General features: G+C 58.1%; 15 protein-coding genes. 9 read left to right on the plus strand and 6 right to left on the minus strand.

The window, feature by feature from the left end:
- Positions 1-226: 226 nt before the first annotated feature.
- On the minus strand, positions 227-1,657 hold the full coding sequence (locus ACMGGX_RS04045) for a 6-phospho-beta-glucosidase (protein WP_348561608.1): 1,431 nt from the start codon (positions 1,655-1,657) through the stop codon (positions 227-229).
- 266 nt (positions 1,658-1,923) lie between these two features.
- Here ACMGGX_RS04045 and purM point away from each other — a divergent pair, with 266 nt between their 5' ends.
- From purM to ppx, 4 genes are all read left to right on the plus strand, one after another.
- On the plus strand, positions 1,924-2,961 hold the full coding sequence (gene purM, locus ACMGGX_RS04050) for a phosphoribosylformylglycinamidine cyclo-ligase (RefSeq protein ID WP_348561610.1): 1,038 nt from the start codon (positions 1,924-1,926) through the stop codon (positions 2,959-2,961).
- Positions 2,958-3,599 (plus strand): phosphoribosylglycinamide formyltransferase, encoded by a 642-nt coding sequence (purN, locus tag ACMGGX_RS04055; protein WP_023308771.1) that lies wholly within the window; start codon positions 2,958-2,960, stop codon positions 3,597-3,599. Before purM ends, purN begins: the two co-directional genes overlap by 4 nt.
- A gap of 207 nt (positions 3,600-3,806) precedes the next feature.
- Positions 3,807-5,867, plus strand: a complete 2,061-nt coding sequence (ppk1, locus tag ACMGGX_RS04060; RefSeq protein ID WP_033146179.1) for a polyphosphate kinase 1 — start codon at positions 3,807-3,809, stop codon at positions 5,865-5,867.
- A gap of 3 nt (positions 5,868-5,870) precedes the next feature.
- Entirely contained in the window at positions 5,871-7,409 is a 1,539-nt protein-coding gene (gene ppx / locus ACMGGX_RS04065) for an exopolyphosphatase (RefSeq protein ID WP_023308773.1), read from the plus strand.
- Between the two features lie 4 nt (positions 7,410-7,413).
- Here the strand turns inward: ppx and ACMGGX_RS04070 are convergent, their stop codons facing one another.
- Complete coding sequence (locus ACMGGX_RS04070; protein ID WP_420298082.1) at positions 7,414-9,654, minus strand: EAL domain-containing protein; 2,241 nt, start codon at positions 9,652-9,654, stop codon at positions 7,414-7,416.
- A gap of 370 nt (positions 9,655-10,024) precedes the next feature.
- Here ACMGGX_RS04070 and ACMGGX_RS04075 point away from each other — a divergent pair, with 370 nt between their 5' ends.
- Complete coding sequence (locus ACMGGX_RS04075; protein WP_023308775.1) at positions 10,025-10,195, plus strand: YfgG family protein; 171 nt, start codon at positions 10,025-10,027, stop codon at positions 10,193-10,195.
- Here the strand turns inward: ACMGGX_RS04075 and ACMGGX_RS04080 are convergent.
- Positions 10,192-11,082, minus strand: a complete 891-nt coding sequence (locus ACMGGX_RS04080) for a LysR family transcriptional regulator (RefSeq protein ID WP_348561614.1) — start codon at positions 11,080-11,082, stop codon at positions 10,192-10,194. The genes ACMGGX_RS04075 and ACMGGX_RS04080 overlap by 4 nt on opposite strands.
- A 97-nt stretch (positions 11,083-11,179) precedes the next feature.
- Here ACMGGX_RS04080 and ACMGGX_RS04085 point away from each other — a divergent pair, with 97 nt between their 5' ends.
- From ACMGGX_RS04085 to ACMGGX_RS04095, 3 genes are read left to right on the plus strand one after another with little or no spacing between them, the layout of a single operon-like run.
- Positions 11,180-12,409 (plus strand): MFS transporter, encoded by a 1,230-nt coding sequence (locus ACMGGX_RS04085; protein ID WP_348561616.1) that lies wholly within the window; start codon positions 11,180-11,182, stop codon positions 12,407-12,409.
- A 50-nt stretch (positions 12,410-12,459) separates the two neighbouring features.
- Positions 12,460-12,927, plus strand: a complete 468-nt coding sequence (locus ACMGGX_RS04090; protein ID WP_348561618.1) for a DUF6130 family protein — start codon at positions 12,460-12,462, stop codon at positions 12,925-12,927.
- An 11-nt stretch (positions 12,928-12,938) separates the two neighbouring features.
- Complete coding sequence (locus ACMGGX_RS04095; RefSeq protein ID WP_348561620.1) at positions 12,939-13,682, plus strand: alpha/beta hydrolase; 744 nt, start codon at positions 12,939-12,941, stop codon at positions 13,680-13,682.
- A gap of 10 nt (positions 13,683-13,692) precedes the next feature.
- Here the strand turns inward: ACMGGX_RS04095 and ACMGGX_RS04100 are convergent, their stop codons facing one another.
- Positions 13,693-14,136, minus strand: coding sequence for a helix-turn-helix domain-containing protein (locus ACMGGX_RS04100; protein ID WP_348561621.1), 444 nt, complete (start codon positions 14,134-14,136; stop codon positions 13,693-13,695).
- A 115-nt stretch (positions 14,137-14,251) separates the two neighbouring features.
- Here ACMGGX_RS04100 and ACMGGX_RS04105 point away from each other — a divergent pair, with 115 nt between their 5' ends.
- On the plus strand, positions 14,252-15,466 hold the full coding sequence (locus ACMGGX_RS04105) for an MFS transporter (RefSeq protein ID WP_348561622.1): 1,215 nt from the start codon (positions 14,252-14,254) through the stop codon (positions 15,464-15,466).
- On the opposite strand, the gene iolB is transcribed toward ACMGGX_RS04105, so the two are convergent.
- Positions 15,432-16,256: a 5-deoxy-glucuronate isomerase gene (iolB, locus tag ACMGGX_RS04110; RefSeq protein ID WP_420298083.1), complete on the minus strand. Its 825-nt coding sequence runs from the start codon at positions 16,254-16,256 to the stop codon at positions 15,432-15,434. The genes ACMGGX_RS04105 and iolB overlap by 35 nt on opposite strands.
- Positions 16,257-16,265: 9 nt before the next feature.
- Entirely contained in the window at positions 16,266-17,156 is an 891-nt protein-coding gene (gene iolE / locus ACMGGX_RS04115) for a myo-inosose-2 dehydratase (RefSeq protein WP_420298084.1), read from the minus strand.
- Position 17,157 lies beyond the last annotated feature (1 nt).

Genomic DNA, 17,157 nt, shown 5'->3' on the forward strand with positions numbered 1-17,157 from the left:
CTCTTTCTCCTCTGAGGTGGCGTCCGCAAAAAAATCGCGGGATTATACCGCTTTTTTCGGATTAGGCCATACCCATGTTGCTTGACGTATATCAAGCAAAGTGATTTAGAGACAAAAAAACCGGAGGCGAGACTCCGGCCTGGGGGCGGGGTTCTGCCCGGTGGCGCTGCGCTTACGCGGGCCTACGTGTAGTGTAGGTCGGGTAAGCGTTAGCGCCACCCGACAATTACAGGTTATCGCCGTTGCTCGCAATAACCTGCTTATACCAGTCGAACGATTTTTTCTTACTGCGGTTCAGCGTGCCGTTCCCTTCATTGTCTTTATCCACAAAGATAAAGCCGTAGCGTTTTTTCATTTCGCCCGTGCCGGCAGACACCAGGTCGATACAGCCCCACGGGGTGTAGCCCATCAGGTCGACACCATCTTCCACCACCGCTTTTTTCATCTCGCGGATGTGGGCGGCCAGGTAGTCAATACGGTACTGGTCGTTCACCGTGCCGTCGCTCTCCTGCACGTCGATCGCGCCAAAGCCGTTCTCTACGATAAACAGCGGCAGCTGGTAGTGATCCCAGAACCAGTTCAGGGAGTAGCGCAGCCCGACCGGGTCAATCTGCCAGCCCCAGTCGGATTTCTGCACGTACGGGTTAGAGACCAGGCTCTTGCTTTCGTCGTAATCCAGCTGCGGGTTGTCTGCCGTCGCCTTGGTGGCGAAGGACATGTAGTAGCTGAAGCCAATGTAATCGACGCAGCCCTGCTTCAGCGCGGCTTTATCCTCTTCGGTTATATCCAGCGCGAAGCCGCGACGTTCGAAGTAGTTGAGCAGGTGCTGCGGGTACTTGCCGCGCACGTGCACGTCGGTGAACCAGTAGCGGCGGTGCATGGCGTTCATCGCCATCATCATATCGTCCGGCGCACAGGTCAGCGGGTAGATAGGACACATGGCAATCATGCAGCCAATCTGCAGCGACGGGTTAATCTCGCGCCCCGCCTTCACCGCCAGGGCGCTGGCCACCAACTCATAGTGTGCCGCCTGGAACATCACCGGCTCACGATCTTCACCCGGCGCGTACTTCAGCCCAGAGTTCGTGAACGGCGCAAAGTCTTCGTGGAAGTTGGCCTGGTTGTTGATCTCGTTGAAGGTCATCCAGTACTTCACCTTATGTTGGTAGCGCTGGAACACCACTTTTGCAAAACGAACGAAGAAGTCGATCAGCTTACGGTTGCGCCAGCCGCCGTATTCGGTGACCAGATGGAAAGGCATCTCGAAGTGAGACAGGGTGATAACCGGTTCGATGCCGTACTTCAGGCATTCGTCGAACAGATCGTCATAGAATTTCAGGCCAGCCTCGTTAGGCTCAAGCTCGTCGCCTTTCGGGAAGATCCGCGTCCAGGCAATAGAGGTGCGGAAGCATTTGAATCCCATCTCGGCAAAGAGTTTGATGTCTTCTTTATAGCGGTGATAGAAATCAATGGCTTCATGGTTAGGATAATTTTTCCCCTCCAGTACGCCGTTGGTGATTTCACGCGGCACGCCGTGCGCCCCCGCGGTCATGACATCGGCAACGCTCACGCCCTTGCCGCCCTCTTTCCAGCCGCCTTCCAGCTGGTGCGCCGCAACGGCCCCGCCCCACAGAAAATCTGCTTTAAATCCCGACATTCGCTTTCCCTCATTCTGCGTTATTTTCTGCAAAAACAATTACAGAAACCGGTTTCAGTTCGATGATGTGCAAAGGGCATAGCTGTTGCAAGCAGTTCTCAGAAACCGGTTTCATTTTCGTGAACAGAGTCAAGTTTGGCTGCATTCACGAGGCACACAGAAAAAAAGATCTCCACGTCCAGAATAGGCTCGCAAACGTTTGCCTGGACTGTTAGAATTGCGCCGATTTTTCTTACTAGCTATGCAATCGCGTGGGGATTTAAGCCGTGACCAACAAAACTTCTCTCAGCTACAAAGATGCCGGTGTTGATATTGACGCAGGTAATGCGCTGGTTGACCGAATCAAAGGTGTGGTGAAAAAAACCCGCCGCCCGGAAGTGATGGGTGGTCTGGGTGGATTCGGCGCACTGTGCGCGCTGCCGCAAAAATATCGTGAACCTGTTCTGGTCTCGGGTACTGACGGTGTAGGCACCAAACTGCGCCTGGCGATGGATTTAAAACGTCACGACACGATCGGTATCGATCTGGTCGCGATGTGCGTGAATGACCTGGTGGTACAGGGCGCAGAGCCGCTGTTCTTCCTCGATTACTACGCGACCGGCAAACTGGACGTGGATACCGCTGCCAGCGTGATTAACGGTATCGCCGAAGGCTGTCTGCAGTCCGGCTGTGCGCTGGTCGGTGGTGAAACCGCGGAAATGCCGGGCATGTATCACGGCGAAGATTATGACGTCGCGGGCTTCTGCGTCGGCGTAGTAGAAAAATCAGAAATTATCGACGGCAGCAAAGTGGCCGATGGCGATGTGCTGATCGCGCTGGCCTCCAGCGGCCCGCACTCCAACGGCTACTCCCTGGTGCGTAAAATCCTCGAAGTGAGCGGCTGTGACCCGCTGACGACCGAGCTTGACGGTAAACCGCTGGCTGACCATCTGCTGGCGCCGACCCGCATCTACGTGAAAAACGTGCTTGAGCTTATCGAGAACGTCGACGTTCACGCTATCGCTCACCTGACCGGCGGCGGCTTCTGGGAAAACATCCCGCGCGTCCTGCCGGATAACACCCAGGCGGTGATCGACGAATCCTCATGGCAGTGGCCGGCCGTGTTTAACTGGCTGCAGACCGCAGGCAACGTGAGCTCTCACGAAATGTACCGCACCTTTAACTGTGGTGTGGGCATGGTTATCGCCCTGCCGGCAAGCGAAGCGGATAAAGCGGTTAAGCTGCTGACTGAAAAAGGTGAAAACGCGTGGAAAATCGGTACGATTAAAGCTTCCGATTCCGTACAGCGTGTGGTCATTGAATGAAAAACATCGTGGTGCTCATTTCCGGCAACGGAAGCAATTTGCAGGCCATCATAGACGCCTGCAAACAGAAGAAAATCAATGGCACCATTCGGGCAGTTTTCAGCAACAAGGCCGACGCGTTCGGCCTTGAGCGCGCGCGGGAAGCGAACATTCCCGCGCACGCGCTGGAAGCCAGCCAGTTCGCCGGGCGTGAAGCCTTTGACCGCGAGCTGGTGCATGAGATTGATGCCTACGCGCCGGACGTGGTCGTGCTGGCGGGCTATATGCGTATTCTGAGCCCGGCCTTCGTCGAACACTTCGCCGGTCGTCTGCTGAATATCCACCCTTCCCTGCTGCCAAAATATCCCGGCCTGCATACCCATCGTCAGGTTCTGGAAAACGGCGATGAGGAGCACGGCACCTCCGTGCATTTCGTTACCGACGAGCTTGACGGCGGTCCGGTGATCCTGCAGGCGAAAGTTCCGGTCTTTGACGGCGACAGCGAAGAAGACGTGACCGAACGCGTGCAGACCCAGGAACACGCCATTTACCCGCTGGTGGTCAGCTGGTTTGTCGACGGGCGTCTCGAGATGCGCGACGGCGCAGCCTGGCTGGACGGCGTGAAGTTACCCCCGCAGGGTTATGCGGCCGAAGAGTAGTTTGTTACGTCGGGTGGCGCTGCTGCGCTTACCCGACCTGTACATTGCATTACCCGATATCCCCTTCTCCAACCTTCTAAAATCCCCAACAAAAAAAATAACTGTCATACTTTTCTGGCACTGTTGGACATATCGTGGAAATGCTCGCCATAATAAGGACGAGACGGATTTACCACGTCCTGTGATTGAACTGGAGTGTGAGCTGTAATGGGTCAGGAAAAGTTATATATCGAGAAAGAGCTAAGCTGGTTAGCATTCAACGAACGTGTACTCCAGGAAGCGGCAGACAAAAGTAACCCGCTTATCGAGCGCATGCGTTTTTTGGGCATTTATTCCAACAACCTGGATGAGTTCTACAAGGTTCGCTTTGCCGAGCTGAAAAGACGCATCATCATCAGCGAAGAACAGGGCTTAAACTCGCACTCGCGGCATCTGCTGGGCAAAATCCAGTCCCGCGTGCTGAAAGCCGATCAGGAATTTGACGGCCTGTATAACGAACTGCTGCTGGAGATGGCGCGCAATCAAATCTTCCTGATTAACGAACGCCAGCTTTCCGTTAACCAACAAAACTGGCTGCGCCACTACTTCAAACACTACCTGCGCCAGCACATTACCCCGATTCTCATCAACCGCGAAACCGATCTGGTTCAGTTCCTGAAAGATGATTACACCTACCTGGCGGTGGAAATTATTCGCGGTGAGTCTATCCGTTACGCGCTGCTGGAGATCCCGTCCGACAAGGTGCCGCGCTTTGTGAACCTGCCGCCGGAAACCCCGCGCAGACGCAAGCCGATGATCCTGCTGGATAACATCCTGCGCTACTGTCTGGACGACATCTTCAAAGGCTTCTTCGATTACGATGCGTTAAACGCCTACTCGATGAAGATGACCCGTGACGCCGAATATGACCTGGTGCACGAGATGGAAGCCAGCCTGATGGAGCTGATGTCCTCCAGCCTGAAACAGCGCCTGACGGCCGAACCGGTACGTTTTGTCTATCAGCGCGATATGCCGGACGCCATGGTGGAGATGCTGCGTGAGAAACTGACCATTTCGCGCTATGACTCCATCGTGCCGGGCGGTCGTTACCACAACTTTAAAGACTTTATTGGCTTCCCGAACGTCGGCAAAGCCAATCTGGTGAACAAGCCGCTGCCGCGCCTGCGCCATCTGTGGTTCGATAAATTCCGCAACGGATTCGACGCCATTCGCGAACGCGACGTGCTGCTCTACTATCCATACCACACGTTCGAGCACGTGCTCGAACTGCTGCGTCAGGCCTCGTTCGATCCGAGCGTGCTGGCGATCAAAATCAACATCTACCGCGTGGCAAAAGATTCCCGCATCATCGACGCGATGATCCACGCGGCGCACAACGCCAAAAAGGTCACCGTGGTGGTTGAGCTGCAGGCGCGCTTCGACGAAGAGGCCAACATTCACTGGGCGCGCCGTCTGACGGAAGCCGGTGTGCACGTCATCTTCTCCGCGCCGGGGCTGAAAATTCACGCCAAGCTGTTCCTCATCTCCCGCAAAGAGGGCGACGATGTGGTGCGTTATGCCCACATCGGTACCGGGAACTTTAACGAGAAAACGGCGCGAATTTATACCGACTACTCGCTCTTAACCGCCGACGCCCGCATTACTAACGAAGTGCGCCGGGTCTTTAACTTTATCGAAAACCCGTACCGTCCGGTGAGCTTTGACTATCTGCTGGTCTCGCCGCAGAACTCGCGCCGCCTGCTGTACGATATGATCGATAAAGAGATCGCCAATGCCCAGAAAGGGCTGTCGTCCGGCATCACGCTGAAGCTTAACAACCTGGTCGACAAAGGGCTGGTGGACAGGCTGTACGCGGCGTCCAGCTCAGGCGTGCCGGTTAACCTGCTGATCCGCGGCATGTGCTCGCTGATCCCGGAACTGGAAGGCATCAGCGACAATATTCGTGTGATCAGCATTGTTGACCGTTACCTGGAACACGATCGGATCTATATTTTTGATAATGCGGGTGATAAACAGGTCTATCTCTCTTCGGCAGACTGGATGACGCGCAATATTGACTACCGTATTGAAGTCGCGGCACCGCTGCTGGATCCGCGTCTGAAGCAGCAGATCCTCGACATCATCGAGATTCTGTTCAGCGATACCGTGAAAGCACGCTATATCGACAAAGAACTCAGTAACCGCTATGTGCCGCGCGGCAACCGCCGCAAAGTGCGGTCGCAACTGGCGATTTACGACTATATCAAATCACTCGAGCAACCCGATTAACCTATGCCGATAAATGATAAGACCCCACGCCCGCAGGAATTCGCCGCGGTCGACCTTGGCTCTAACAGTTTCCACATGGTCATCGCCCGTGAGGTGGATGGCGCGCTGCAGATCATCGGTCGTCTGAAGCAGCGCGTACACCTGGCGGATGGTCTTGATGAACGCAGCATGCTCAGCGAAGAGGCGATGGAGCGCGGGTTAAACTGCCTGTCGCTGTTTGCTGAACGCCTGCAGGGCTTCTCGCCCTCCAGCGTGTGCATCGTGGGCACCCACACCCTGCGCCAGGCCCTGAACGCCCCGGAGTTCCTCAAGCGGGCCGAAAAAGTGATCCCCTACCCGATTGAGATCATCTCCGGCAACGAGGAAGCGCGTCTGATTTTCATGGGCGTTGAGCACACCCAGCCGGAAAAAGGACGCAAGCTGGTTATCGATATCGGCGGTGGCTCAACGGAGCTGGTGATCGGCGAAGACTTTGAGCCGCGCCTGGTGGAAAGCCGCCGTATGGGCTGCGTCAGCTTCGCGCAGATGTATTTCCCGGGCGGCACCATTACACGCGAGAACTTCCAGCGCGCGCGTATGGCGGCTGTCCAGAAGCTGGAAAACCTGGCCTGGCAGTACCGTATTCAGGGCTGGAACGTGGCGCTGGGGGCGTCGGGCACCATCAAGGCGGCGCATGAAGTGCTGCTGGCAATGGGTGAAAAAGACGGTTTTATTACGCCCGAACGCCTGACGTTGCTGACCGAAGAAGTGCTGAAGCATAAAAGTTTTGACGCCTTAAGCCTGCCGGGTCTTTCCGACGAGCGTAAAGCGGTATTCGTGCCGGGGCTGGCGATTCTCTGCGGCGTGTTTGATGCCCTCGCCATAAAAGAGCTGCGTCTGTCGGACGGCGCGCTGCGTGAAGGCGTGCTGTATGAGATGGAAGGCCGTTTCCGCCATCAGGATATTCGCAGCCGAACCGCGCAAAGCCTGGCCAACCAGTACAACATCGACCGTGAACAGGCGAAGCGCGTGCTGGACACCACGGTACAGATGTACGAACAGTGGCAGGAGCAGAATCCGAAGCTCGCGCACCCGCAGCTTGCCGCGCTGTTGAAATGGGCCGCGATGCTGCACGAGGTGGGGCTGAACATAAACCACAGCGGGATGCACCGCCATTCGGCCTATATTCTGCAAAACAGCGATCTGCCTGGCTTCAACCAGGAGCAGCAAACCATGATGGCGACCCTGGTGCGTTATCACCGCAAGGCCATCAAGCTCGACGACCTGCCGCGCTTTACGCTGTTCAAGAAAAAACAGTTCCTGCCGCTTATTCAGCTGCTGCGTCTGGGCGTGCTGCTCAATAACCAGCGTCAGGCCACCACCACGCCGCCTACGCTGAAGCTGAAAACCGACGACCATCACTGGACGCTGAGCTTCCCGCACGACTGGTTCAGTCAGAACGCGCTGGTCCTGCTGGACCTGGAAAAAGAGCAGCAGTACTGGGAAGCGGTCACCGGCTGGCTGCTCAAAATTGAAGAAGAGAGCGCCGACGTCGCCGCGTAACGGCTCAGGCGTCCGCGGTGGACGCCTCTGCTTCCAGCAGTGACTCAAGCGGTGCCGGCCTGCCAATCAGATAACCCTGCACATAATCGATGCCTAGCGCGTGAACCGCGCTACGTATCTCTTCGCTTTCGACATACTCCGCCACCACCAGCATCTTCTTCATGCGCGCCAGATGGCAGATAGACGCCACAATCTGATAATCCAGGCTGTTGTTGACGATATTGCGAATAAAGCTGCCGTCAATCTTGAGAATATCCGCGTCCACGCTTTTCAGCCGCGCATAGCTCGCATAGCCGGTGCCAAAATCATCAATCGCTATACGCACCCCCATTTTCTGCAGCTGCCGAAGGATGTGGAGCCCCTGCTCCGCGTTGCAGAAGGTGCTGCACTCCGTCACTTCGAAGATCAGCTGCCACGGCTCAATGGCGTATTTCGCCAGCAGGCGGCTCACCTCAAGCGGAAACTGCACCCGACACACGGTCGACGGGGCCAGATTAATGGCAAAGCGCTGGCCGGGCAGTCTTTCGCGATGCGCGGCCAGGAAGCGCAGGGTGTGCTCCAGCACCCACAAATCTACACGGGAAGAGAGACCAAACTCCTGCGCGACGGGCAGGAACTGGTCGGGGGAGATCAATAGCCCGTTTATATCCGGCATCCGGAGCAGGACTTCGTGATAGCAATCGCCACGCATGCCGCGAACGGGTTGAACCAGCAGGGTGAATTCGTCGTTATCAAGCGCCTTTTGCAGGCGGCTCATCATCGCGACTTTATCCTTCAGGTTGCGCTGCAAATTGACGGCCCCACGCTGCTGAAGATTTTCCGGATGGTTGGAGGAGAGCGACAGGTCGGCAACCACGCCCAGCTCGCCCAGCACCAGATAAAGATGGTTAACCGGGGACCGGACATAACAATAGCTCACGCCCACCTGCGGCTGCAGCGGCATGCCGTCCCAGACAAAGCGGAACTGCTTGATATGCTCGTCCAGGGCTTCAATCCGCTGCTGGTGCGATTCCGCGTTGAGCCGTACCGCCAGATCATACCCGGTCAGGTGATATACCAGCTCATTGGGCTGGAGAATGCCATTCACCCACTGCGCCAGCTGCTGCTTGTACTGAATCCGCAGCAACACGCCGTAATTTCGGCCCAGAATTTCCAGCTCAGGAATGCGCAGCAGGCAGAGCGCCGACCACGGATTTTTCGCCAAATCGCGCGACAGCGCCCGCAGGTTAGGCATATGGACGACCGGGTCGAGCAGCGCCAGCCTGCGGGAGCGTTTGTTCGCCGCGCGCTGCCGTGTTGCCAGCATCGACATATAAATCACCACGAAGGAGAAGACCAGGTAACTGGAAGAGGTGATCGCCAGCTGAATGTCATACCCCGGATTTACCGGGATATAGCGGTAAAAATAGTGAATAGACACCAGCAGTATCGGCGTCCAGATAAGCGAAATCAGCTTATAGCCAAAACGCATCGCGCCCCAGAGCATCACCGGCATCAGCAGGGAAAGAGTGTAGTTGGTGGTGAAAATGGAGCTGTTCTCATTCATCGGAATCAGCAGCAGCGAAAGCAGCCCGCCAAGCGCGATAGCCCACACCAGCAACTCAACGACCGTCACCTTTTTGTCTATCTCGGAACGGATCTGCGAGAGAAGGCTTTTGATATAGCGCGGATGTCGAAGCAGGCGGATCAGCAGATAGCTCAGCGGCACGCCCGTTAGCCCGCTGACCAGCAGCGTCTGATAGTTGATGAGCGTGCGAATATTGAGGGGATTTAATCCCGCAAGGCTCTGACGGCTCTCATACACGCCTAAATACACCGCAAACTGAAATAGCACCAGAAATAGCGTCGCGGGGCAGAACGCCTGCCAGAAGATGCGCTGCGCCATCAGCCGCACGTCGCCGTACGCGGTCATATTCCGTCTGGGCGCAAACACCCGGTAGCCACCCCAGCTGAGCACTAAAGGGACGACAAAATGGAGGATCCCCGCGACGGTTTCAAACATCCCGACCGACGGGTAATAGCGGATAAACAGCGACAATACGATCCCGGGCAGCGCTTCCAGGCCAAAGAACATCATCAGCGAAAGCAAAAATGAGAGGGGTAAATAATAGAGTGCCGCAATGCCGTCGCCCAGCTGCGTGAATGTATTCGCGATGCTCAGCACGGGAAGTAAAACCACAGGCAAAATAAGCGGTAATGCCCACCAGCGGTTTTCATTTTTTTTCAGGAAAGCCAGAATGTTCATAGATGCCCGGTTAAACCCCTTTCGCTCCAGAGGGAAAATAAAGACAGGCATCCAACCTGACGTACGCGCCGCCCGGCGGCGTGCGGGGCGAACAGTATGGAGGAAGGATTTTAAATATCAGGGCCGGGAAGCCGTTGACTTAAATCAAACTACTTTACGCAAATAACTTTTTGCGGCGTTTTTTTGAAATTATTTTCTTCATATTATCAATATGGTAAATGCATTAATTAATTTCAATAACATTAATCAATGTAAACATTGACGGTTATTTACACACTTCAGAATTGACCCCATCTTCCCGCTGTGCCTTAATATCCTTGTCGCCCAAAAGGGCTTATCCAGGAAAAACAGAGTGAGTCAGGTCACGCGTATGCGAAAACGACATCAATTTAATACCCGAATGACCCGCATCATACTGCTCATCAGCTTCCTGTTTTTCTTTGGCCGCTTCGTTTACTCTTCAATTGGCGCCTGGTACCACCATCAGGACAAAACCCAGTCGCAGCAATCCAGCCTGACCGTCGACACCACCGATCGCTAAACAGCCGCAGGATGCTGCACGAGCCGAATAATGGCCGCGATCCCTTTGCTGAGGATTTTATCCTGTCGCATTACCACCGCCAGCTGCCGCTGCAGCATGGGCGTAAGCGACATCACGCATAGCCCTTCGCAATCGGCATCCTGTTCGACCGCCATTCGCGGCACAATACTGTAGCCCAGCCCCGCGCGAACCATGCGTTTGATCGCCTCGATGCTGCCAAGCTGCATCACCGGTGCGATCGCTAATCCATTAGCCGCAAACCAGCCATCGATCAGCGCCCGGGTACCGCTGCCTGATTCAAAGGCAATCAGCGGCTGAGCGTGCAGCGCCTCCGGGGTAAAGTCCCTGAAAGCGTCCTGCTGCTCCCGCGACGCGATAAAAACAAACTCTTCGTCCATCACCGGCATGACGTCCAGCGCTCTGCCACTCACCGGCAGCGTCACCAGCCCCATATCGAGGCGATTCTCTTCGATGGCCCTGACGATATCGAGGGTGTTGCCCGTCGTCACCCCCACGCTCAGGAGCGGATAGTCCTGGCGCAGCTTCTCCAGCAGCGGCGGCAGAAGATGGATGCAGGCCGTTGCCCCCGTGCCAAGCGTAATGGTGCCGCTCACATCGTGGCTGAATGCGCTCACGGACCGGATGGCGGCATCCACCGACTGCTGAATACGCTCCCCATGCGCCAGCAACGCCTGCCCGGCAGCCGTAGCCTTAATCCCTCGCCCGGTACGCTCCACCAGCCGCGTTTGCAGAAACTGCTCCAGCTGACGTATTTGCAGGCTGACGGCGGGCTGGGAAATACCCAGCACATCCGCTGCCGCTGAAAAGCTGCCGCGCTGGATCACCAGGCGGAACGTGGCGAGATAGCCCAAATTAAGCGTTGTCATTCAAAGTTTCTCTTATACCGCGCATAAGGTTGCTGCCCTGCCAGCACAATAGCGCGCGAGTTATGCTCAGGACAACTGCATAACGGAATGAAAAACAATGGAAACACCCGCCCTGCCACGCCGCCTCGCCCTCACGGCGGGATGTAATCAGCTCATCAACTGGGGGATTTCGTTTTATATGCCCGGCACCTTTGCGCTGGCGATTTCAGCCGACCGGGGATGGTCATCACCGCAGATTTACCTCGGCCTGACGCTGGCGATGCTGGTGATGGCGGCGGTTTCTCCGTTTGTCGCCCGCCTGCTGGCACGCTTTGGCGGTCAGAAAGTGGTGATGAGCGGCACGTTGCTGATCGCCGCAAGCTGCGCAGGAATGGCGTATACCCAGACGCTTTTTGGCTGGTACTGCGCCTGGCTTATCGGCGGCGTAGGGATGCGCCTGTCGCTGTACGACGCGCTGTTCGCCGCGCTGGTAAACCTCTACGGGCAGCAGGCGCGAAGAACAATCTCACGCGTCACGCTGGCGGGCGGGCTGGCCTCCGCCGTTTTCTGGCCGCTGGGCGATGCCCTGCTTCAGGTCATGAGCTGGCAGGAGGCGCTGCGCGTCTACGCTCTCTTCGGCCTGTTGAGCGCGATGCTGATTCGAACGCTTCCCCGGCACAGGCTGACGGTGACGACAATGGTCGCCGCGCCGCCGCTGAACAACGAGCGGCGTAACGCCTGGCTTTATGCCGCCTTCATTGCCCTCATCACCTTTGTCTCTAACGGCACGTCCACCCATCTGCCGGAGTTTATTGCCCACTTCGGCCTGCCGGTCGCCATCGGCATGCTATGGGGGATCGGCCAGACGGGCGCCCGCTCGCTGGAAGTGCTGGCGGGTGCCCGCTTAACCCCCTTCAAACTCACGCTTTTTACCGCGCTCGCCATGCCGCTCTGCTTTCTACTGGGGATAAGCAGCGCCCTGTTTATGTGGTGTGCAGCCGGGTTTGTGCTGGGCTACGGCGCCATCAACGGGCTGGTCACCATTGTGAAAGCCACCCTGCCGCTCGAACTGTTTAGCACCGAAAGCTATGCCCGCCGCACGGGCATGCTGCTTATCCCCGGCCAGCTGATGGCGGCAGCCTCACCGTTTGCCTATGCGTGGCTGAATAAAACGCTGGGGATCGCGGGTGCAATGTGGGTTTCAACGGGGCTGACGCTGGTGATTGCCGGGCTGGCGATAGCGATTGTGCACCGTCCACGCAGGCAAACTGTATCGCACTGTATCCAGAGCGCCACGCTGACAAACGGGTACAAAACGCCGCCTCCGGCAAATATCTCCGATACATAAAAATGGTTTTCTTTCCCTGTCGCCATTCAGAACCGATGAGGAGAGAACCCATGATTCGTCGTTATGCACTTATCCCCCTGCTTGTCCTGGCATCTGTAGCCCATGCCCGGGCCACGCCGCTGGACAACCTGAGCGCCGCGGACGTGAACGGCCCCGCCGCCGTTGCGCCGCTGGCTCAGCCGCAGCCGCCCGCAAAGCTGATAGTCGATCCCCCGCTTGCCGGGCCGCTGAGCAAAGGCGCGGTGTTTATCCAGTACCGTGCCGAAAACCTGCGCATCGAGCCGGTATTCGGCCCCGAAGCGCTCAAGGTTGCCCCGCGCATCGGTCACATTCACGTGGTGGTGGATGACGCGCCTTGGCACTGGGCTGACGCCAGCGGAGAGCCGGTGATCCTGGTGGGTCTGCCCGCCGGTAAACACAAGGTGACAATTATTCTGGCCGACCCGACGCACAAGCCGCTCGACCACAAAACCGTTGAATTCACCGTCCCGCCCCACGCGGCGGTCCACCACTTCTAAGGAGTCTGAAGATGAAAGCACTGTCTGTAGTGACGGCAGGCCTGCTGGCGCTTTCCGCCAGCGCCTTTGCGCAGAGTAAAACCAGCGTCGTGCTGGTCCACGGCGCGTTTGCCGACGGCAGCAGTTGGAATAAGGTGATTACCCTGTTGCAGAAGCAGCACGCCGAGGTCATTGCCGTCCAGCTCCCGCTCACGTCGCTTAAGGATGACGTTGCGGCCACGCGGCGGGCCATCGCCCGTGCCCAGGGTAACGTGGTGCTGGTGGGCCACTCCTGGGGAGGTACCGTGATTAGCGAGGCGGGCAACGATGCGCGGGTAAAATCGCTGGTGTATGTGGCGGCGTTCGCGCCGGATTCCGGCCAGTCGACGGCGGATCTGGCAGGAAGCTATCCTGCCCCGCCGGGCAGCGCGGGCATTGCTAAAACGGCGGACGGCTATTTATACCTGCCGACAGGAGCCGTCAGAAAGGACTTCGCGCCTGACGTGAAGCCAGACATTCAAGATACGATTGCAGCCACGCAGGGGCCGATTAAGGCCGAGGCGTTTGGTGAAAAGGTCGCCCACGCGGCGTGGCATGATAAACCGAGCTGGTATGTGGTCAGCAAGAATGACCGTATGATCAACCCCGATCTTGAACGGGCGATGGCGAAGACGATCCATGCGAAAACCGCCGAGGTGGCGGCAAGCCACGTGTCGATGGTGAGCCAGCCGCAGATCGTTGCCCGGACGATTGAGCAGGCGATAAGCGGTAATTAACCGGAGTGACTCATTCGATCTTCTGCACTTCCGTATCCATCGGCAGCAGCGCAGTGCCGTCATGCGCTGCTGGCGCCATAAAGGGAACCGGCCTGCCCGTCCGCCTGTCGACCAGCAGCGAGTGACGCTCGCCCTGCGCAAACAGATTTTGCTCTCCCCACTGACGCAGCGCCACGATCACGGGGAAAAGACGTTCGCCTTTGTCGGTCAGAACATATTCCTGATAAGCCGTGCCGTCCGATGCTCCCTGTAACGTCAGGATTTCTGCCTCAACCAGCTTGCGAAGCCGGTCAGAAAGGATGTTGCGCGCCACCCCAAGGCTGCGCTGAAAATCCCCGAAGCGCGTCATGCCGTCAAACGCATTACGCACAATAAGAAGCGACCAGCGATCCCCGAGCAGGTCAACGCTGCGGGCAACGGGACAATATTCCTCTTTTACCGGATTTCGGGACATTACCTGTTTTCCTCGCAAAGGCCACCCTATAACTAGTTGCATTTTAAAACTGCATCGCCTAGCATTCAACCAGTTTCATTTTAAAACCAGATTATCAAAGGCGAGGATTTTGAATATGTCACTGTCGTCAGCCCTTCCTTCAGCCGACATGCCGCGCAGCATGGTCTGGCTGTTCGCCACCGCCAGCGGCCTAAGCGTGGCAAACGTCTATTACGCCCAGCCTTTGCTTGACGCGCTGGCGAACGATTTCGGCATCAGCCATGCGGCCGTGGGTGGCGTGGTGACCGCGACACAAATTGGCTGCGCGCTGGCTCTTTTGCTTGTCGTTCCTCTGGGTGACAAAGTGGATCGTCGACGACTCATGGCAGTACAGCTGATTGCTCTGGTGGTGGCGCTGGTTTCCGTCAGCATGGCACAGTCCTCTTCAGCGCTGCTGATCGGTATGCTTGCGACCGGTATGTTGGGCACGGCCATGACGCAGGGGCTGATCGCCTACGCCGCCAGCGCCGCGTCGCCCCATGAGCAGGGACGCGTTGTCGGCGCGGCACAGGGCGGCGTGTTCACAGGTTTGCTGCTCGCTCGCGTCTTTGCCGGTGGCATCAGCGATATCGCGGGCTGGCGCGGGGTTTATCTTTGCGCTGCCGCGCTGATGCTCATGATTGCGTTACCTCTGTGGTGGCGACTCCCCACCCTGCCAGCCGTCACTGCCACGATGAGCTATCCGCGCCTGATTGGCTCAATGCTCACGCTGCTGCGGCAGGAAAAAGTGCTGCAGATACGCGGCGTGCTGGCGCTGCTGATGTTTGCATCGTTCAACATTTTCTGGAGCGCGCTGGTGCTGCCGCTGAGCGCACCGCCGTTTAACTTTTCGCATACAGCGATTGGCGCGTTTGGGCTGGCTGGCGCGGTGGGCGCGCTGGCGGCTGGCCGGGCAGGACGCTGGGCCGATCGGGGATATGCCCAACGCACCAGCGCGGCGGCGCTGAGTATCTTACTGTTAGCCTGGTGGCCCTTGTCGCTGATGGACCGTTCACTCGGGATCTTGCTTATCGGCATCATACTGCTCGATTTGGGCGGTCAGGCGCTGCACGTCACTAATCAGAGTATGATTTTTCGCACCCGTCCCGAGGCGCACAGCCGGCTGGTCGGGCTTTACATGCTGTTTTATGCCGTCGGCAGCGGGCTCGGCGCGCTCGGCACAACGATGACGTATGCCTGTGCCGGCTGGCCGGGCGTCTGCCTGCTTGGCGCCTCGGTCAGCCTGCTGGCGCTGGTGTTCTGGTGGCCAACCCGCGCTAGCCACCGCTGTCCGCGGGATAATCCCGATTAATCCACGCGTGGTCCTCTTCCCAGGTGAACATCCATTTGCGCACAGGGCCGGCCATCACGTTGAGGTAGTAGCTGTCATACCCGGCCATCGTCGCCACCGGGTGGTAGCCCTTCGGCACCATCACCACGTCACGGTTATAGACCGCCATACACTCATCCAGCGTTCTGTCGTCGGTGTAGACGCGTTGCATGCAGAACCCCTGCTCCGGGTTAAGGCGATGGTAGTAGGTCTCCTCCAGGTAGGTCTCCTGAGGCGGGTTATCCGTGTCGTGCTTGTGGCTCGGGTACGAGCTGGTGCAGCCCTCACTGGTCCACACCTCCACCACCAGCAGGCTGTCGGCGGGTTTGTCTTCCGGCAGAATGTTGTGCACGTAGCGTTGGTTGTGCCCCTTGCCTCGCGCCTCGCCGTCGATATCCTGCGGCGCAATCAGCCGCGTCGGATACGTGCCTTTGCCCGGCGCGGCGCAGACCGCCAGCTCCAGCGTCGTCAGCGCCTTCACCTGCACCGACTCCTGCGGGGCGACGTACACCGCCCACGGCTTGATACGCTCGAAGGGGCTCATCCGCTCGCCGATGTCGTTAAACTGCGCGGAAGGCGTGCGGATGGAGGCCCGCCCGGCGACCAGCACCAGGCAGCGCTCTTCGCTGACGGCGGGCAGCGTCAGCGTCTGCCCCTCCTGCAGCTCATACGCCTCAAAGCCGACGTAGCCCCACCCCGCGCTTTCCGGCGTGACGGACTGGGTGCGCCCCTCCGCGTTCGGCTGCTGCCAGCGTGATAACAGACGTGACATGCTCCCTCCTTAAATCAGTCCTGCGTCGCGCGCCAGGCGGCTCAGGTTGTTATACCCCAGACGGGCGTAGGTCAGCGGATGGGCAATCGCCGGATCCTGCTCGGCCTCGACCACCAGCCAGCCGTGATAATCCTGCGCCTTCAGCAGCCGCATAATCGGTGGGTAATCGACGCAGCCGTCGCCCGGCACGGTAAACACGCCGCTCAGCACCGCATCGAGGAAGCTGGTTTTGCGGTTTTTCACGTCCGCCAGCACGTCGGCACGCACGTCTTTAGAGTGAACGTGATTGATGCGCGACGCCCAGCGCTGCGCCACCGCCAGCGGATCGGCTCCGGCAAAGGTCAGATGGCCGGTATCCAGCAGCAGTCCGACCGCCTCCCCGGTGTGAGTCATCAGGTTGTCCACGTCCTCGGCGGACTCAATCACCGTGCCCATATGGTGATGGTAGGCAATCTGCACGCCCTGCTGCTGCGTATAGCGGGCAAATTCGGTGAGCTTCTCGCCGTACTCCTTCCAGCGTTCCTGCGGGAAGCGCGGGCGCAGATGCACCGGGGTCTGCTGCTCGCCGTGAATGCAGCCGCTCACTTCCGCAAAGACCAGCACCTTCGCCCCCAGCTCGCGCAGCAGCGTCAGGTGGGACTGCACGGCGGCGATCTCCTCCTCCACGCTGCGCTCCAGCAGGCGGCCGGAGTACCAGCCGGACACCAGCTGCAGGTCGTGACGCTGCAGGATGGGGCCAAGCAGGCGCGCTTCGCGCGGGAATTTATTGCCCAGCTCGAAGCCGGCAAAACCGGCCTCTTTCCCTTCGCTCAGACAGGTCTCCAGCGACGTTTCCGCGCCGAGAGAAGGCAGATCGTCGTTCGTCCACGTCAGCGGGTTAATGCCTAATTGCACACTCATT

It is taken from the genome of Enterobacter sp. BNK-29 (genome assembly GCF_048684785.1).
Lineage (GTDB): Bacteria > Pseudomonadota > Gammaproteobacteria > Enterobacterales > Enterobacteriaceae > Enterobacter > Enterobacter cloacae_M.